This is a genomic window from Shigella sp. SIG6, assembly GCF_053555815.1.
In genome coordinates this window covers 34,038-50,159 of sequence record NZ_JBQZXC010000001.1, presented here as the reverse complement: position 1 = coordinate 50,159, position 16,122 = coordinate 34,038, and the positions used below count along the sequence as shown (strand labels likewise).

Genomic DNA, 16,122 nt, shown 5'->3' with positions numbered 1-16,122 from the left:
TACTAATTTCGAGTTGTTAAAGCTACGATAAATATTATGTTTTTACGGGGACAGGATCGTTCCCGACTCACTATGGATGGTCATTTCGGCAAGGGTTCCTCCTTTCCCTCTGTTCTACGTCGGATTATAGACTCGCGGTTTTTTCTGCGAGATTTCTCACAAAGCCCAAAAAGCGTCTACGCTGTTTTAAGGTTCTGATCACCGACCAGTGATGGAGAAACTATGAGTTCATCGTGTATAGAAGAAGTCAGTGTACCGGATGACAACTGGTACCGTATCGCCAACGAATTACTTAGCCGTGCCGGTATAGCCATTAACGGTTCTGCCCCGGCGGATATTCGTGTGAAAAACCCCGATTTTTTTAAACGCGTTCTGCAGGAAGGCTCTTTGGGGTTAGGCGAAAGTTATATGGATGGCTGGTGGGAATGTGACCGACTGGATATGTTTTTTAGCAAAGTCTTACGCGCAGGTCTCGAGAACCAACTCCCCCATCATTTCAAAGACACGCTGCGTATTGCCGGCGCTCGTCTCTTCAATCTGCAGAGTAAAAAACGTGCCTGGATAGTCGGCAAGGAGCATTACGATTTGGGTAATGACTTGTTCAGCCGCATGCTTGATCCCTTCATGCAATATTCCTGCGCTTACTGGAAAGATGCCGATAATCTGGAATCTGCCCAGCAGGCGAAGCTCAAAATGATTTGTGAAAAATTGCAGTTAAAACCAGGGATGCGCGTACTGGATATTGGCTGCGGCTGGGGCGGACTGGCGCACTACATGGCATCTAACTATGACGTAAGCGTGGTCGGCGTCACCATTTCTGCCGAACAGCAAAAAATGGCTCAGGAACGCTGTAAAGGCCTGGATGTCACCATTTTGCTGCAAGATTATCGTGACCTGAACGACCAGTTTGATCGTATTGTTTCTGTGGGGATGTTCGAGCACGTCGGACCGAAAAATTACGATACCTATTTTGCGGTGGTGGATCGTAATTTGAAACCGGAAGGTATATTCCTGCTCCATACTATCGGTTCGAAAAAAACCGATCTGAATGTTGATCCCTGGATTAATAAATATATTTTTCCGAACGGTTGCCTGCCCTCTGTACGCCAGATTGCTCAATCCAGCGAACCCCACTTTGTGATGGAAGACTGGCATAACTTCGGTGCTGATTACGATACTACGTTGATGGCGTGGTATGAACGATTCCTCGCCGCATGGCCAGAAATTGCGGATAACTACAGTGAACGCTTTAAACGGATGTTTACCTATTATCTGAATGCCTGCGCAGGTGCTTTCCGCGCCCGTGATATTCAGCTCTGGCAGGTGGTGTTCTCACGCGGTGTTGAAAACGGCCTTCGAGTCGCTCGCTAAAGGCTATTCTATCGCCCCCTCTTCGGGGGCGAGTTCAGATCAGGCTTCTGTACCTGGTTGATTCATGGCATTTTCTCGTGCCGCCAGCACACGTTCTACCGTATCTACCACTGCCTGAGTTTGTGGATCGATTTCAATGTTGACGCGTGCGCCAAGTTTTTTCTTCCCAAGAGTCGTGCGTTCCAGTGTTTCCGGAATTAAATGGACGCAAAAACGCGTTGGCGTGACTTCGCCGACGGTCAGGCTAATACCGTCGATGCCAATAAATCCTTTGTACAGGATATATTTCATCAACTGACTATCCTGGACTTTAAACCAGATCTGGCGATTATTTTCCGAGGTTAATATTTTCGCCACTTCAGCGATGGTCATAATATGACCTGACATTAAGTGTCCGCCAATTTCATCACTGAATTTCGCCGCACGCTCAACGTTTACCCAATCCCCCACTTTTAAATCGCCAAGATTGGTAATGCGTAACGTTTCTTTCATCAGGTCAAAACTGACATGGTTGCCGTTAATTTCCGTCACGGTCAGGCAGCAACCGTTATGCGCCACGGAAGCACCGGTTTCCAGGCCGTCCAGCATGTGGTCGGGTAACTCCACCACATGCGTACGAAAATTTGGTTTCTCGTCAATCGACACCAGTTTTGCGGTGCCCTGTACAATCCCCGTAAACATACTTACAACTCCTGAAATCAGTTAAGACATTCTGTTCAGCACAATAGCAGGTGGAAAACGCCCTTACCAGTGAAGGGGTAAGAATGGCTATTTTTTCACTGGAGAATTAATAAATCCTCGCTACAATAGACTGAATTTCCCCTGCTTCTTCTTTTTGCTGCCCATTCAGGCGGCTTTTTAGTCTCTCATATAACTACAAATAAAAGGTGTTCACGTGCAGAAGTATATCAGTGAAGCGCGTCTGTTATTAGCATTAGCAATCCCGGTGATTCTCGCGCAAATCGCCCAAACTGCGATGGGTTTTGTCGATACCGTGATGGCGGGCGGCTATAGTGCCACCGACATGGCGGCGGTCGCTATCGGTACTTCTATCTGGCTTCCGGCGATCCTCTTTGGTCACGGACTGCTGCTGGCATTAACGCCGGTTATCGCGCAATTAAATGGTTCCGGTCGACGTGAGCGCATTGCGCATCAGGTGCGACAAGGTTTCTGGCTGGCAGGTTTTGTTTCCGTTCTCATTATGCTGGTGCTGTGGAATGCAGGTTACATTATCCGCTCCATGGAAAACATCGATCCGGCTCTGGCGGACAAAGCCGTGGGTTATCTGCGTGCGTTGTTGTGGGGCGCGCCGGGATATCTGTTCTTCCAGGTTGCCCGTAACCAATGTGAAGGTCTGGCAAAAACCAAGCCGGGTATGGTAATGGGCTTTATCGGCCTGCTGGTGAACATCCCGGTGAACTATATCTTTATTTATGGTCATTTCGGTATGCCTGAGCTCGGTGGCGTTGGTTGTGGCGTGGCTACTGCGGCGGTGTATTGGGTCATGTTCCTTGCCATGGTTTCTTACATTAAACGCGCCCGCTCCATGCGCGATATTCGTAACGAAAAAGGCACCGCTAAGCCCGATCCTGCGGTTATGAAACGACTGATTCAACTCGGTTTGCCGATTGCGCTGGCACTGTTCTTTGAAGTGACACTGTTTGCCGTCGTGGCTCTGTTAGTGTCTCCGCTCGGTATTGTTGATGTCGCAGGACACCAGATTGCCCTGAACTTTAGTTCACTGATGTTTGTGCTTCCAATGTCGCTGGCGGCAGCGGTAACTATCCGCGTAGGTTATCGTCTGGGTCAGGGCTCAACGCTGGATGCGCAAACCGCTGCGCGGACCGGGCTTATGGTGGGTGTCTGTATGGCAACCCTGACGGCCATTTTCACGGTTTCACTGCGGGAGCAAATCGCCCTGTTGTACAACGACAATCCCGAGGTTGTAACGCTGGCTGCGCATTTGATGTTGCTGGCGGCGGTATATCAGATTTCTGACTCAATCCAGGTGATTGGCAGTGGGATTTTGCGTGGTTATAAAGATACGCGTTCCATTTTCTATATCACCTTTACAGCTTACTGGGTGCTGGGCTTGCCAAGCGGCTATATTCTGGCACTGACCGATCTGGTCGTTGAACCTATGGGGCCAGCAGGCTTCTGGATAGGCTTTATTATCGGCCTGACATCGGCAGCCATTATGATGATGCTGCGTATGCGGTTCCTGCAACGAATGCCGTCAGCCATCATTCTGCAACGAGCGTCCCGCTAATAAAGACAAGGCGCAACCTTCACGGGTTGCGCCTGTGTTTTTACGCAGGCTGGAGCGTTGCGCCAATCCCGTCTTCGTCTGGCTGTAATTTCAGAGCGTTACACAGAGTTTGCCGACTGGCATCTGTTATCTCAACGCGTATATCCCCGTTAACTTCCCCTTTCACATTGATGAAGTCAGGTGAAATTTCTTTCGCACTGGTTTGCAGGCAAATCGCTCCCTCTCCGCGCAGGCGTTTCACTTTCAGTTGCACATGCGTTGCCGCACCAGTGATCAGCCACAGTTTTCCGCCATTCAGATTGATGTTACCAACAATGAAAGTGACGCTGTCACCTTTTACCGTACTGCCGTCGAGAATCAACACACCGCCCTGCTGTACAGTAATCGTTGATTGTTGCAGCTCTGCGCCATAACCAATAATCATTGAAGCGCCGTCCAGTAATGCAACACTCCCGGTCAGTTCAACCGGTGCGCGATCTTCCTCTACGACAAAATTTTCGTCCGCGCTGGTGGGTGACAACAGGATCACTGTTCCACCTTGTATTACCGCATTTTCCAGCGTACCGGCATGCACTTCAGCCCGCCCCCCCACATTCACCGACAGGTTTTGCGTCTTACCGGAACTGTAGAGCTGAAGGCCATCCGTCCCCAGACGATAAATGGATCCATTCTCAACAATAGTGTCAGAGTCTTCACCACCGAGATTATTCATGGTGCCACCAGCAAGCAACGTATCACTGGCTTTCCCGGCCAGCATAAAAACGCCGCCCTGATTAATCTCACAATTGCTGGCTTCTCCACTTGGATACACCAACAATTCACCACCTTCATCTACCACGACCGCTGAGGTTGTCCCATTAACCAACAGGCCGCCCTCTTGATCGAGAATGATTTTTTCCGCGCGATGTCCTTCCAGTACACGCAGGTTACCGCCATTTTCCAGCAACAAACCGCAGGCATAACCCTGATCAACGCTGAATTCACCTTCGGGATGGCGGCCATTAACCGTAGCGAGCGTAGAGAGACTAATTGCGCCTCCCTCGGACTGAACAATATCTGTGGCAATGGCACCGTCGCTGACCGATAGCGTGCCATTGTTACCGTACTGTGTGCATTTGGCGATCCCACCGGTTGCCACTTTCAACCAGCCAGCCCCCGTGACCACGGTATTTTCGGCTCTTCCGCCAGCTTCAACAATCAACTCGCCTTCAGTAAGTTGCGTCGCGCCAATGACCTCGCCGGTCTTAACAATTTGCACATTCCCGTCGCTCATCAAGTTTTTCGCATCAGATCCCATGATTTATTCCTTTGCTGCATCTGTGTGCCTTTATTGCTACCTAAGTGTAAAGACTACGGAGGATTTATCCACGACAGATTTGAGATGGTGGCAAACAACTCTGTTTAAACTCTGATACACGAATTATTGGGTTGTATCAGATGTAAATGCGATCCTGAATAAAAATCGCCCTTGCAAATCAACAAAATATAGCCAATTTGCTTAAAAGCTCTGCAAACGGTCGAAATAGCGCAGAAAATTACGTTTTGCCTCTTGCCACCTTTCCACTCTGCCGCTAATATTCGTCCCCGTTGTCACCTACAACGTTGCGTTCATAGCTCAGTTGGTTAGAGCACCACCTTGACATGGTGGGGGTCGTTGGTTCGAGTCCAATTGAACGCACCATCCTGCGTCCGTAGCTCAGTTGGTTAGAGCACCACCTTGACATGGTGGGGGTCGGTGGTTCGAGTCCACTCGGACGCACCAGATTTTCTTAATCTGGTCTTTTCCTTTTTCCCTCTGTTTCTTCTCTGTATCCAATACGTTAAAAGATTTACACTGTCTTCGTATGCGTTATCAGAAGGAGAATCGCTATGGCAACTTTGTTACAACTTCATTTTGCTTTTAATGGCCCATTTGGCGACGCAATGGCTGAGCAGCTTAAACCACTTGCTGAGTCGATTAATCAGGAACCTGGTTTTCTGTGGAAGGTATGGACAGAAAGTGAAAAGAACCACGAAGCCGGTGGGATCTACCTTTTCACTGATGAAAAAAGCGCCCTTGCCTATCTGGAAAAACATACTGCCCGACTGAAAAATCTCGGCGTTGAGGAAGTTGTCGCCAAAGTTTTCGATGTCAATGAGCCACTTAGTCAAATCAATCAGGCAAAACTCGCCTGACAGAATTTAATCAAGGGCGGTTAGCGCCCTTTTCATCCCTGTCTGAAATTTCTCAAATTCTAAAAATCTCAACCAAACTTATCTGATAACACTAAATTCGAAAGAATGCGTACAGGTAAGTAACAATGAAAAAAATTGCTATTGTGGGTGCCGGGCCTACGGGGATCTACACCTTATTCTCGCTTCTACAGCAACAAACTCCACTTTCTATTTCTATCTTCGAGCAGGCTGACGAGGCCGGAGTCGGGATGCCATACAGTGATGAGGAAAACTCAAAAATGATGCTGGCAAATATTGCCAGTATTGAAATACCGCCGATTAATTGTACGTATCTCGAATGGCTACAAAAGCAAGAAGCCAGCCATCTCCAGCGTTATGGCGTTAAAAAAGAAACCTTGCACGATCGTCAGTTTTTACCGCGAATTCTGCTGGGCGAATATTTCCGCGATCAATTTTTACGATTAGTAGACCAGGCACGACAGCAAAAATTTGCAGTGGCTGTTTATGAATCATGCCAGGTTACCGATCTGCAAATTACAAATGCTGGCGTCATGCTCGCTACAAATCAGGATTTACCCAGCGAGACGTTTGATTTAGCGGTGATTGCCACGGGTCACGTCTGGCCTGATGAAGAAGAAGCAACCAGAACGTATTTTCCCAGCCCGTGGTCAGGCCTGATGGAAGCAAAGGTCGATGCGTGTAACGTGGGTATTATGGGAACATCCTTGAGCGGACTGGATACGGCAATGGCAGTGGCTATTCAGCATGGTTCGTTCATTGAAGATGATAAACAACACGTCGTTTTTCACCGCGATAACGCAAGTGAAAAGCTAAATATTACGTTGATGTCGCGCACGGGTATTTTACCCGAAGCCGATTTCTATTGCCCTATTCCCTACGAGCCCTTACACATCGTCACCGATCAGGCATTAAATGCTGAGATTCAAAAAGGTGAAGAGGGCCTTTTGGATCGGGTATTTAGATTGATAGTAGAGGAAATCAAGTTTGCTGATCCAGACTGGAGCCAACGCATAGCCTTAGAGAGCCTGAATGTCGATTCCTTTGCTCAAGCCTGGTTTGCCGAGCGCAAACAACGCGACCCATTTGACTGGGCAGAAAAAATCTCCAGGAAGTCGAACGCAATAAACGAGAAAAACATACTGTTCCCTAGCGTTATGTCATTCTGCGCCTGCATGAAGCCATACAGGAAATTGTTCCTCATCTGAATGAACACGACCATAAACGGTTCAGTAAAGGCCTTGCCAGGGTTTTCATCGATAATTATGCGGCAATCCCTTCAGAGTCTATTCGTCGACTACTGGCCTTACGTGAAGCGGGGATCATTCATATTCTCGCCCTCGGTGAAGACTACGAAATGGAAATTAATGAGTCGCGCACCGTCCTGAAAACGGAAGACAACAGCTACTCGTTTGACGTTTTTATTGATGCCTGCGGACAGCGTCCGCTTAAAGTGAAAGATATTCCTTTCCCTGGGCTACGCGAGCAATTACAGAAAACAGGGGATGAAATCCCTGATGTTGGCGAAGATTATACGTTACAGCAACCCGAAGATATTCGTGGACGCGTAGCGTTCGGCGCGTTGCCCTGGTTGATGCACGACCAGCCTTTCGTTCAGGGACTTACGGCATGTGCAGAAATTGGTGAGGCGATGGCTCGGGCGGTCGTAAAGCCTGCATCCCGTGCTCGTCGGCGTCTTTCGTTTGATTAAAGGTAAAGCTATCAGCACTCAACAAACTGATGCTGTTCATTAAGACGATAGCGGACTCCGGTTCGAATATTGTTTTCACCTTCAATGGCGACGGCGAAGCGAACTCTTTCGCCGTCATGATATGCCAGTGCGGCGCTTCCCCCGAGAATAATTGAGTCGACCACGCCCGTGCTCACTACCGTTGAATTTTCACCGCTGGCAATGATGTGTACATTGTCGCCGCTGTTGGCAATTCTGGCGTTTGCGCCAAAGCTGGCGATTTGCACCAGGTCACCATTACTGGCGACATGACACCGTTCACCCAATGTACAAACGCGTACTCGCATTCCGGTATTCGCAATCCGACTACTATCTCCAGCGCTGCTTATCCGCGAAGAATTACCGGTTACAGCAACCCGTGCGCGTTCACCGGAGCTGCCAATGTGACTGTTAAAGCCGACACTTCCAATCCGCACGCTATAACCCATACTGGCAATTTGCGCGGCATACCCAGCGGTTGCGATTCGGGCGTTATCCTCACAACAGCCGATGCGAGCATGATCGTCGCTGCGGGCAAACTGACTGCAAAATGGTATCTCTCCGGGGTCTGTGGCCAGTTTTTGCATAGAGGAAACTTCCTGATGCGCGAAGTTTTCATCCGCCAGCCATTTTTTCCACGCATACTCAACCAGACTCTCCGCCCAGTCCGTATATCCTTCCTCAATCAGTGCATGACGAATATCGGCATAACTACCGCCGCGTGGGAAATGGCGCAGGAACCAGCGATACATCACCGCTCCGATACGCCATTCTCGCAGGTCTGCTCGTGTAATGATCATTCGTTAGTGCCGGTGATAGCCATCGACCATGCTTTTAAAGGTTTCGTGTGGCGTACGCCCCGTGGTGCAAAGATAAAGATGACCGAAGATAAAAAAGAGGCTTATAAATGCCAGAGCAAAATGCGCCTGCAATAACCAGTATCTTACGCCAGGAAACACATCTCCCACGGCTTGCGGATAGAGACACAACAGCCCCGTCAATAGTAACAACGGCAGCAATCCATACATGACACCAACATAGGCGACCTGCTGTAAGGGATTAAATTTAGACTGTGTTGTTGCCGGGAAAGGATGTTCTTCCCCCTGCATAATGCCAAACAAATAAAATCGCGTTTGTTTTGCCGCTCGTTCCAGCCACCCCTGACGACGAATGCGATAGTGGTGACCATTATCCCCAACGGCATTGATCAGCACAAAGCCGAGCCAGCATGCCAGTAACAAAAATCCGCAAACTTCATGCACCGCAACCAGACTTTTAACCGCAGTTGCGCCCACCATCGCAAAGTGATTTATCAGCCCACTTGCCAGCAACAATACAAAGAGTAACGCATTCGACCAGTGCCATAATCTGACCGCTTTGCTGTAAAGATAAACCTTCTCACCATGATCGGTGGCTGATTTCTTCACGCCACGAGCACGAAGCAAGGCGTGCAGCCCCAGCACCAACCACATCCCAACCAGCAATACTCCGGCAATGATCAACCACACCGGCCAAAATTCGGGAGTGAACTGTGGCACATAGTTCGCTAACTGGCTCTGAAACTGTTCAGCATGTTGCGACGGGTTCATACATTTTCCTTTTTAATCAAATGTTGACCGAACCGGCGATACAGATGCGGTTTTCCGGCACCAGGTAGCTGATATTGATAGTATTTATTATCCTGCAACCACGCCTGAATTTCTGGGCTATCTTCGCGACCAAAGATCAATGCGTGTTCCGGACAGGCGCTGACGCAAATGGGCGGAAAGCCTTTTGCCAGTCGGGACTCAGCGCAGAAATCACATTTATCTGCCACTTTAGTGACAGGGTTAAGGTAGCGAACCTAGTACGGACAAGCGCCAATGCAATAACTGCAGCCGATGCACTGCGGTTTTTCTACCCGCACGATCCCCTGCTCATCACGCCACGATGCCCCCGTCGGGCATACGTCGATGCACGGAGCATCTTCGCAGTGCTGACATGACTGGCGAAAAAAGTGATACTGCGTTTCGTTGTCGTTATCGGTGACTGGAATGTGTGCTATCGATAAACGGCTTCCCTGAGCGGGGACGTGGTTAGTTTTACGGCATGCGCGGGCGCAAATATTACAGCCATTGCACCGTGACTCGTCATGAATCATGGCATACCGAACTTCCTTTTCTTGCCTCGTGTTCGCTAACAGAGAAGACGCAGAACCAGTAAAAAAGATTACTGTTCCCATCCCCAGAACAAATTTGCGTCGAGTGAAGGACATCTGATTATCCCCTAATGCAGTGGCTGCAACTGTCCACCCTATCCATGACACCTCCCTGAAATTTCAGGGATTCTGAAACTGCTCTACCTCAAACCATTCGCATAAGCCATAAGCCATAAGCCATAAGCCTTGCCATAGGTCATAAATCGCTCGCTAAACAAGTACAACACCGCCGTCGATGACTCCACCTGCCGTATATCGGCATATTCAGGTGCAACATCCATCGCGGCGATCGCGGCTTCAATCTGCGCTTCCTGGAAGTAATATGGCGCTTGCATCAGCATGGCGACTTTGTAAGGACGAGGATACGTCTGGCACTCAAAACGAACGGCGTGTGCAATGGCGCGACAAATGTCCTGCTCCACAACTTGCAAAGACATCGCCGCGTAGTTTTCACTCATGGCCTGCGTTGAGTAATAGTAATCATCCTGACTTCCCGTCATACAAGCGATATCCGCGTAGTCTCCGTTCTGCTTAATGCTTTCCAGCAAAACTGACAGTTCCTCTTCTGCAACCGAATAGGGTGGCGAGAGAAACACGGTGCGCGCCACCAGCTGCCCAGCCGCAGAATGCTGGCGAATGAACTCAGCCAGGATTTCAGCAGGTTCTGGTTCGGTTACCGTATCAACGGGGTGACGCATCCCCTGCAACCATTGCCGCTTCGCCTCGTCAACTTCGCTGACTTTCGCTAACGGCAATTCATCCTGATGGTTCATCTTACCCATTCCTTACGCAGGCAGTAGATTGTGTGCTGCCAGATCGGCGGCAATATCTTCCAGCCCCAGACGCTGCAATGTTTCGCGGGTTGGACAACCAAGCTGTGGGTCCCAGCCCATTTCTTTGTAGAACATCGTGAGCGAAGCATGCATATCGTCACGATCCATTTTGTCAGTACCTTCAGTAAAGACCGGGATCTGCGGATCCTTGTCGAAAACCCAGGAACAGATAAGATCGTGTTCATTACGCATATCTTTGGTTTGCATCGGTTTTACCGTGTAGGCACGATGCAACGTAAAGATACGCTCTGCAGCTAAATCTAATTTTTCCTGAGTCATCTCTTCGCCGGTGATCGCTTTGAAGAATTTGGCTTCAAGCGCCAGATCGCCCCGGTAATTACGGCTTTTCAGCGGCGAAACGGTCATTGGCCAGACCCAGTTGCACAGGGTGACGGCGTTATGCAAACAGACCCGCAACAGCGACCACTTTGCATATTTAATTTTTGCGTCATTGATTGGCGTGTAGTTTTTGGTTTCATCGTAAGCATCTTCAGAACCAAAAAGTTCTTTCGCCACTTCACGTTGCAGTTTCAATGGCAAGCCGGAACCAATAAAGTTGATATGGGTATGCGTCATGCAGTCACGGTTGAACATACAGTTAACAATGGAACCGACCTGCGCTGACGCTTCATTGGCATGGTGAACCGGATAGCCAAACGGCGACCAGAGTTTATTTTTCGCGTAGCCCCAGTACTCTTTACCCAAATTCCAGCGTTCTGCGATGGCATATGAACCATCAGCCAGGTGACTCAGCTCACCCACACGATGCGCCAGACGGTAGTAAAAATCTTTAATGAAGTTAACGTCACCCGCTTCCAGTTGATCCCAGCGAATTTCTGCATACTCTTCAGCTGGCAGAACACGCTTGAACACACCTTTGCTGTAACAATAAGTAAAGTCGCGATGCAACTGCCTGTAGTTACACCATAGGCCGTAGTCATCGAACAAATTCAGACCAACCAGGTTACCAATCACACGACCATCGTCTTTATCTTCAAAATCTTTCGGCCCGTTCGGGAAGATGGTGGTATGGACAAAGTTTGCTACACAAGTGTTACCACCTGTGCTGGGCACGCCAAACTCTTTCACCCGAGGAATATTCATTTGGGTCATACAACGGATCGGGCAAGAGTGGCAGCCGCTCATTTTTACTGTGTATTTCTCTGCCGCCGGTCCTAAGTCAAAAACGGATTTATAGGTACGAAAGCCGACCGTATTCTGATTGCCTGGCGGAATTTCACCCGTTTCAATCGGACCACCTTCAGCCGCGCCCCAAAACAGCCCTTTACGTGCTGTCCAGCGTGACTTGGGATCTGAATACTCTGCCCACGATTGTGGCGTACTTGGCACGACATGGTTGTTATTCGCACCAATAAGTTCAGTCATCATGTAATCATTGAGACGCTTCATCTCCTGACGATCGGCAATGTTGACCCCTTTCGTCCCTTCAACCGCAATCGCTTTCAGGTTTTTCGAACCCATTATTGCGCCAGTTCCCGCACCGCCGCTGTGGTTACGGCTATTCAACATGCCAGAGAGAGGAATAAGGTTTTCCCCAGCCTGACCAATAGCCGCCACACAGGTTTCCGGACTGGTCAATCGACAAATTTCTTCCGTCGTTGCGCGCGTCCCTTTTCCCCATAAGAAATCGGCTTTTTCCAGGCTAACTTTGTCATCTTTAATCTTCAGCCATACCGGTGATTTCGCCTTCCCTTCGATAATAATGACGTCGTATCCAGCGAATTTCATTTGCGCTGCAAAAAAGCCACCCATATGGGCATCGACGACTAAATTTCCTTTGGTAAAAGTAGAAAGTGAGGTGATATTTACGCGAGAACTACAGGGGGCACCAGATCCAGTTAATGGGCCGGTAGCAAAGACTAATTTATTCGCTTCATCGAAAGGTTTCGTGCCTAGCGGTACTTCGTCATACATAATTTTGTAGCCGAAGCCCATGCCACCGACAAAACTTTTAAACTTACTGGAATCTTCGAGGGTAATATTTCCTGTCGTGAGATTGACTCTTAATATATTACCTGTCCAACCGTTAGCCATGATTTTTTCCTTTGCAAGATTCACACAGTAATATCTTTCCACTCGATAATTTTTAACGCCCCTGTTGGGCAGGCGTTTGCGCATTCACCGCATAACATACATTTCGAGGATTTTTTACTTTCGGTATTTACGGTGGCCATCATCCACGGGCATGCCGTAGTACAGGCGCTACAGCCAATACAACGTTTATGATCGACGGTAATACAGCCTTCTTTCTGCTGCCAGGTAATCGCACCAATCGGGCAGACGTTCATGCATTGCGGCTCTTTGCATTGACGGCAGGTGTCCGCGGTATAGTTGAGATCGCCATACAGGCCGCCGCCAGAGCCAACCCCGTTGTCTCCAAAGAAATAATTGCGATGGATTTTGATACGGGAGAAGAATGTCCCTACTGTGCCGCTATCAATATCTTCCTGTTTGCAACCCAAAAGTGACAGTAACGCAGGGGCAATTGTTAGACCAGCAAGGCCTTTTCCTGATATACGCAAGAATTCTAATCGCGTTAAGCCAATATCTAATAGTGGACGATCAACCGGGTTCATTTATTTCGCATCCTCTTCGCAAACACAGTGCTGACAATTCAGCAGCCTGATATTAAGCATTCAACTAATACGCTGCTGACTCTGTCCCCAACACCAGATATTTTCCCTAACCCGATAGTGTATGAGAAAAGATTTAACGCCGATAAACTAATCCTTTATGGTTAGGAGAAAAAATAATGTGATTATTCTGAGCCCTTAACATTGATCGTTATCAATTAAAATTACAAAGCAAGAAATTATAAGCGAACTGATATTTATTATCATTTGAAATAAATTTAACTTAAGCGACAATCATTTGTGACGTTCATTGCAGAAAATAAAAATAACATTATCGCTATAAATTAAAATACATACCGAAATTCGTATAATTTCAGCAGTTGTTATTTAGAATGATTAACTGGACCGCAACTGAAGCAAGAATATCAGGATGAAGCTTACCGCCTCATCCTGAATGGTCATTTTACCAGTGCGTTAATGACGGTTTCCATCGCCTGCTTTTCCAGCTCACTGCGCTGAATGCGTTTATTGGCTAATGCTGTACGTAATACGCCTGCGATAACAATATGCTTTGGTTCCTGCCCCAGATCGCGCATTTCCAGCACAACTTTACCGACAACTCTGCACATTTCTCGGTACAGTTCATCCTCTTTTGTCCGATTTCCCATTCTTTATACCTATTTATCATGCCAACTATCAGCATATATCAATCTAACCAATTAAACAAAAATCAAACAAAATCAGACAAATAACGCGATAAATTATTTTAACTGTAGCAATTGAGCGATGATATATTTATACACCGGATGAACTTTCACTTATCCTCACACTGACAACTTCGGCACCAGACGTTGCGCAAACAGCGAAGTTTTTGCGTAACCTTTTCCCTGGAACGTTAAATCTTTGATAACAATTTATTGTCTAACAAGTTGTATATTTTTTGAAACGCTGTTTTTGTTTTCCTTTTGGATTAATTTCAGCGTATAATGCGCGCCAATTGACTCTTGAATGGTTTCAGCACTTTGGACTGTAGAACTCAACGACTCAAAAACAGGCACTCACGTTGGGCTGAGACACAAGCACACATTCCTCTGCACGCTTTTTCGATGTCACCTATCCTTAGAGCGAGGCACCACCACTTTCGTAATACCGGATTCGCTTTCCGGCAGTGCGCCCAGAAAGCAAGTTTCTCCCATCCTTCTCAACTTAAAGACTAAGACTGTCATGAAAAAGACCAAAATTGTTTGCACCATCGGACCGAAAACCGAATCTGAAGAGATGTTAGCTAAAATGCTGGACGCTGGCATGAACGTTATGCGTCTGAACTTCTCTCATGGTGACTATGCAGAACACGGTCAGCGCATTCAGAATCTGCGCAACGTGATGAGCAAAACTGGTAAAACCGCCGCTATCCTGCTTGATACCAAAGGTCCGGAAATCCGCACCATGAAACTGGAAGGCGGTAACGATGTTTCTCTGAAAGCTGGTCAGACCTTTACTTTCACCACTGATAAATCTGTTATCGGCAACAGCGAAATGGTTGCGGTAACGTATGAAGGTTTCACTACTGACCTGTCTGTTGGCAACACCGTACTGGTTGACGATGGTCTGATCGGTATGGAAGTTACCGCCATTGAAGGTAACAAAGTTATCTGTAAAGTGCTGAACAACGGTGACCTGGGCGAAAACAAAGGTGTGAACCTGCCTAGCGTTTCCATTGCTCTGCCAGCACTGGCTGAAAAAGACAAACAGGACCTGATCTTTGGTTGCGAAAAAGGCGTAGACTTTGTTGCTGCTTCCTTTATTCGTAAGCGTTCTGACGTTATCGAAATCCGTGAGCACCTGAAAGCGCACGGCGGCGAAAACATCCACATCATCTCCAAAATCGAAAACCAGGAAGGCCTCAACAACTTCGACGAAATCCTCGAAGCCTCTGACGGCATCATGGTTGCGCGTGGCGACCTGGGTGTAGAAATCCCGGTAGAAGAAGTTATCTTCGCCCAGAAGATGATGATCGAAAAATGTATCCGTGCACGTAAAGTCGTTATCACTGCGACCCAGATGCTGGATTCCATGATCAAAAACCCACGCCCGACTCGCGCAGAAGCCGGTGACGTTGCAAACGCCATCCTCGACGGTACTGACGCAGTGATGCTGTCTGGTGAATCCGCAAAAGGTAAATACCCGCTGGAAGCGGTTTCTATCATGGCGACCATCTGCGAACGTACCGACCGCGTGATGAACAGCCGTCTCGAGTTCAACAATGACAACCGTAAACTGCGCATCACCGAAGCGGTATGCCGTGGTGCCGTTGAAACTGCTGAAAAACTGGATGCTCCGCTGATCGTGGTTGCTACCCAGGGCGGTAAATCTGCTCGCGCAGTACGTAAATACTTCCCGGATGCCACCATCCTGGCACTGACCACCAACGAAAAAACGGCTCATCAGTTGGTACTGAGCAAAGGCGTTGTGCCGCAGCTGGTTAAAGAGATCACTTCTACTGATGATTTCTACCGTCTGGGTAAAGAACTGGCTCTGCAGAGCGGTCTGGCACACAAAGGTGACGTCGTAGTTATGGTTTCTGGTGCACTGGTACCGAGCGGCACTACTAACACCGCATCTGTTCACGTCCTGTAATATTGCTTTTGTGAATTAATTTGTATATCGAAGCGCCCTGATGGGCGCTTTTTTTATTTAATCGATAACCAGAAGCAATAAAAAATCAAATCGGATTTCACTATATAATCTCACTTTATTTAAGATGAATCCGATGGAAGCATCCTGTTTTCTCTCAATTTTTTTATCTAAAACCCAGCGTTCGATGCTTCTTTGAGCGAACGATCAAAAATAAGTGCCTTCCCATCAAAAAAATATTCTCAACATAAAAAACTTTGTGTAATACTTGTAACGCTACATGGAGATTAACTCAATCTAGA

At 47.9% G+C, this 16,122-nt stretch carries 12 protein-coding genes, 2 tRNA genes and 3 pseudogenes; 8 read left to right on the top strand and 9 right to left on the bottom strand.

Going from position 1 to position 16,122, the window contains the following annotated elements; genetic code table 11:
* The first annotated feature begins 222 nt into the window (after window positions 1-222).
* Complete coding sequence (gene cfa / locus ACUU1M_RS00245; protein ID WP_000098906.1) at window positions 223-1,371, top strand: cyclopropane fatty acyl phospholipid synthase; 1,149 nt, start codon at window positions 223-225, stop codon at window positions 1,369-1,371.
* 39 nt (window positions 1,372-1,410) lie between these two features.
* On the opposite strand, the gene ribE is transcribed toward cfa, so the two are convergent.
* On the bottom strand, window positions 1,411-2,052 hold the full coding sequence (ribE, locus tag ACUU1M_RS00240; protein ID WP_097726097.1) for a riboflavin synthase: 642 nt from the start codon (window positions 2,050-2,052) through the stop codon (window positions 1,411-1,413).
* Between the two features lie 214 nt (window positions 2,053-2,266).
* On the opposite strand from ribE, the gene mdtK reads away from it, so the two are divergent.
* Window positions 2,267-3,640: a multidrug efflux MATE transporter MdtK gene (mdtK, locus tag ACUU1M_RS00235; RefSeq protein WP_001174943.1), complete on the top strand. Its 1,374-nt coding sequence runs from the start codon at window positions 2,267-2,269 to the stop codon at window positions 3,638-3,640.
* Window positions 3,641-3,680: 40 nt separating this feature from the next.
* Here mdtK and ACUU1M_RS00230 read toward each other — a convergent pair whose 3' ends face one another.
* Window positions 3,681-4,937 (bottom strand): AIDA repeat-containing protein, encoded by a 1,257-nt coding sequence (locus ACUU1M_RS00230; protein WP_000534300.1) that lies wholly within the window; start codon window positions 4,935-4,937, stop codon window positions 3,681-3,683.
* Between the two features lie 307 nt (window positions 4,938-5,244).
* On the opposite strand from ACUU1M_RS00230, the gene ACUU1M_RS00225 reads away from it, so the two are divergent.
* The 4 genes and pseudogenes from ACUU1M_RS00225 (at window position 5,245) to ACUU1M_RS00210 (ending at window position 7,544) form a co-directional block, all read left to right on the top strand.
* Window positions 5,245-5,321: transfer RNA gene (locus ACUU1M_RS00225), tRNA-Val, on the top strand.
* A 4-nt stretch (window positions 5,322-5,325) separates the two neighbouring features.
* Window positions 5,326-5,402 (top strand) — tRNA-Val (locus ACUU1M_RS00220).
* Between the two features lie 107 nt (window positions 5,403-5,509).
* Window positions 5,510-5,815, top strand: a complete 306-nt coding sequence (locus ACUU1M_RS00215) for a monooxygenase (RefSeq protein ID WP_000212657.1) — start codon at window positions 5,510-5,512, stop codon at window positions 5,813-5,815.
* Between the two features lie 125 nt (window positions 5,816-5,940).
* A pseudogene (locus tag ACUU1M_RS00210) lies at window positions 5,941-7,544 on the top strand (FAD-NAD(P)-binding protein).
* An 11-nt stretch (window positions 7,545-7,555) separates the two neighbouring features.
* Here ACUU1M_RS00210 and ydhT read toward each other — a convergent pair.
* The 7 genes and pseudogenes from ydhT to fumD all read right to left on the bottom strand — a co-directional run bounded on the left by ydhT (window position 7,556) and on the right by fumD (window position 13,854).
* A complete protein-coding gene (gene ydhT, locus ACUU1M_RS00205; protein ID WP_000587594.1) occupies window positions 7,556-8,362 on the bottom strand; it encodes a protein YdhT in 807 nt (268 codons plus the stop codon).
* Between the two features lie 3 nt (window positions 8,363-8,365).
* Window positions 8,366-9,151: a thiosulfate reductase cytochrome B subunit gene (phsC, locus tag ACUU1M_RS00200; RefSeq protein ID WP_001069986.1), complete on the bottom strand. Its 786-nt coding sequence runs from the start codon at window positions 9,149-9,151 to the stop codon at window positions 8,366-8,368.
* Window positions 9,148-9,816: pseudogene (locus ACUU1M_RS00195) on the bottom strand (4Fe-4S dicluster domain-containing protein). Before ACUU1M_RS00195 ends, phsC begins: the two are co-directional and overlap by 4 nt.
* 63 nt (window positions 9,817-9,879) lie before the next feature.
* Window positions 9,880-10,532: pseudogene (locus ACUU1M_RS00190) on the bottom strand (YdhW family putative oxidoreductase system protein).
* Between the two features lie 12 nt (window positions 10,533-10,544).
* On the bottom strand, window positions 10,545-12,647 hold the full coding sequence (locus tag ACUU1M_RS00185) for an aldehyde ferredoxin oxidoreductase (RefSeq protein ID WP_001273490.1): 2,103 nt from the start codon (window positions 12,645-12,647) through the stop codon (window positions 10,545-10,547).
* A 20-nt stretch (window positions 12,648-12,667) separates the two neighbouring features.
* On the bottom strand, window positions 12,668-13,189 hold the full coding sequence (locus tag ACUU1M_RS00180) for a ferredoxin-like protein (protein WP_001070241.1): 522 nt from the start codon (window positions 13,187-13,189) through the stop codon (window positions 12,668-12,670).
* A gap of 455 nt (window positions 13,190-13,644) precedes the next feature.
* Window positions 13,645-13,854 carry a fumarate hydratase FumD gene (gene fumD, locus ACUU1M_RS00175; protein ID WP_000528342.1) on the bottom strand — a complete coding sequence of 70 codons (210 nt, stop codon included), beginning with the start codon at window positions 13,852-13,854 and terminating at the stop codon, window positions 13,645-13,647.
* A gap of 354 nt (window positions 13,855-14,208) precedes the next feature.
* Between fumD and ynhH the strand changes: the two genes are divergently transcribed.
* Both ynhH and pykF read left to right on the top strand, forming a co-directional pair.
* A complete protein-coding gene (ynhH, locus tag ACUU1M_RS00170; RefSeq protein ID WP_240806354.1) occupies window positions 14,209-14,403 on the top strand; it encodes a protein YnhH in 195 nt (64 codons plus the stop codon).
* A 7-nt stretch (window positions 14,404-14,410) separates the two neighbouring features.
* Complete coding sequence (gene pykF / locus ACUU1M_RS00165; protein WP_005075133.1) at window positions 14,411-15,823, top strand: pyruvate kinase PykF; 1,413 nt, start codon at window positions 14,411-14,413, stop codon at window positions 15,821-15,823.
* Window positions 15,824-16,122: the final 299 nt, after the last annotated feature.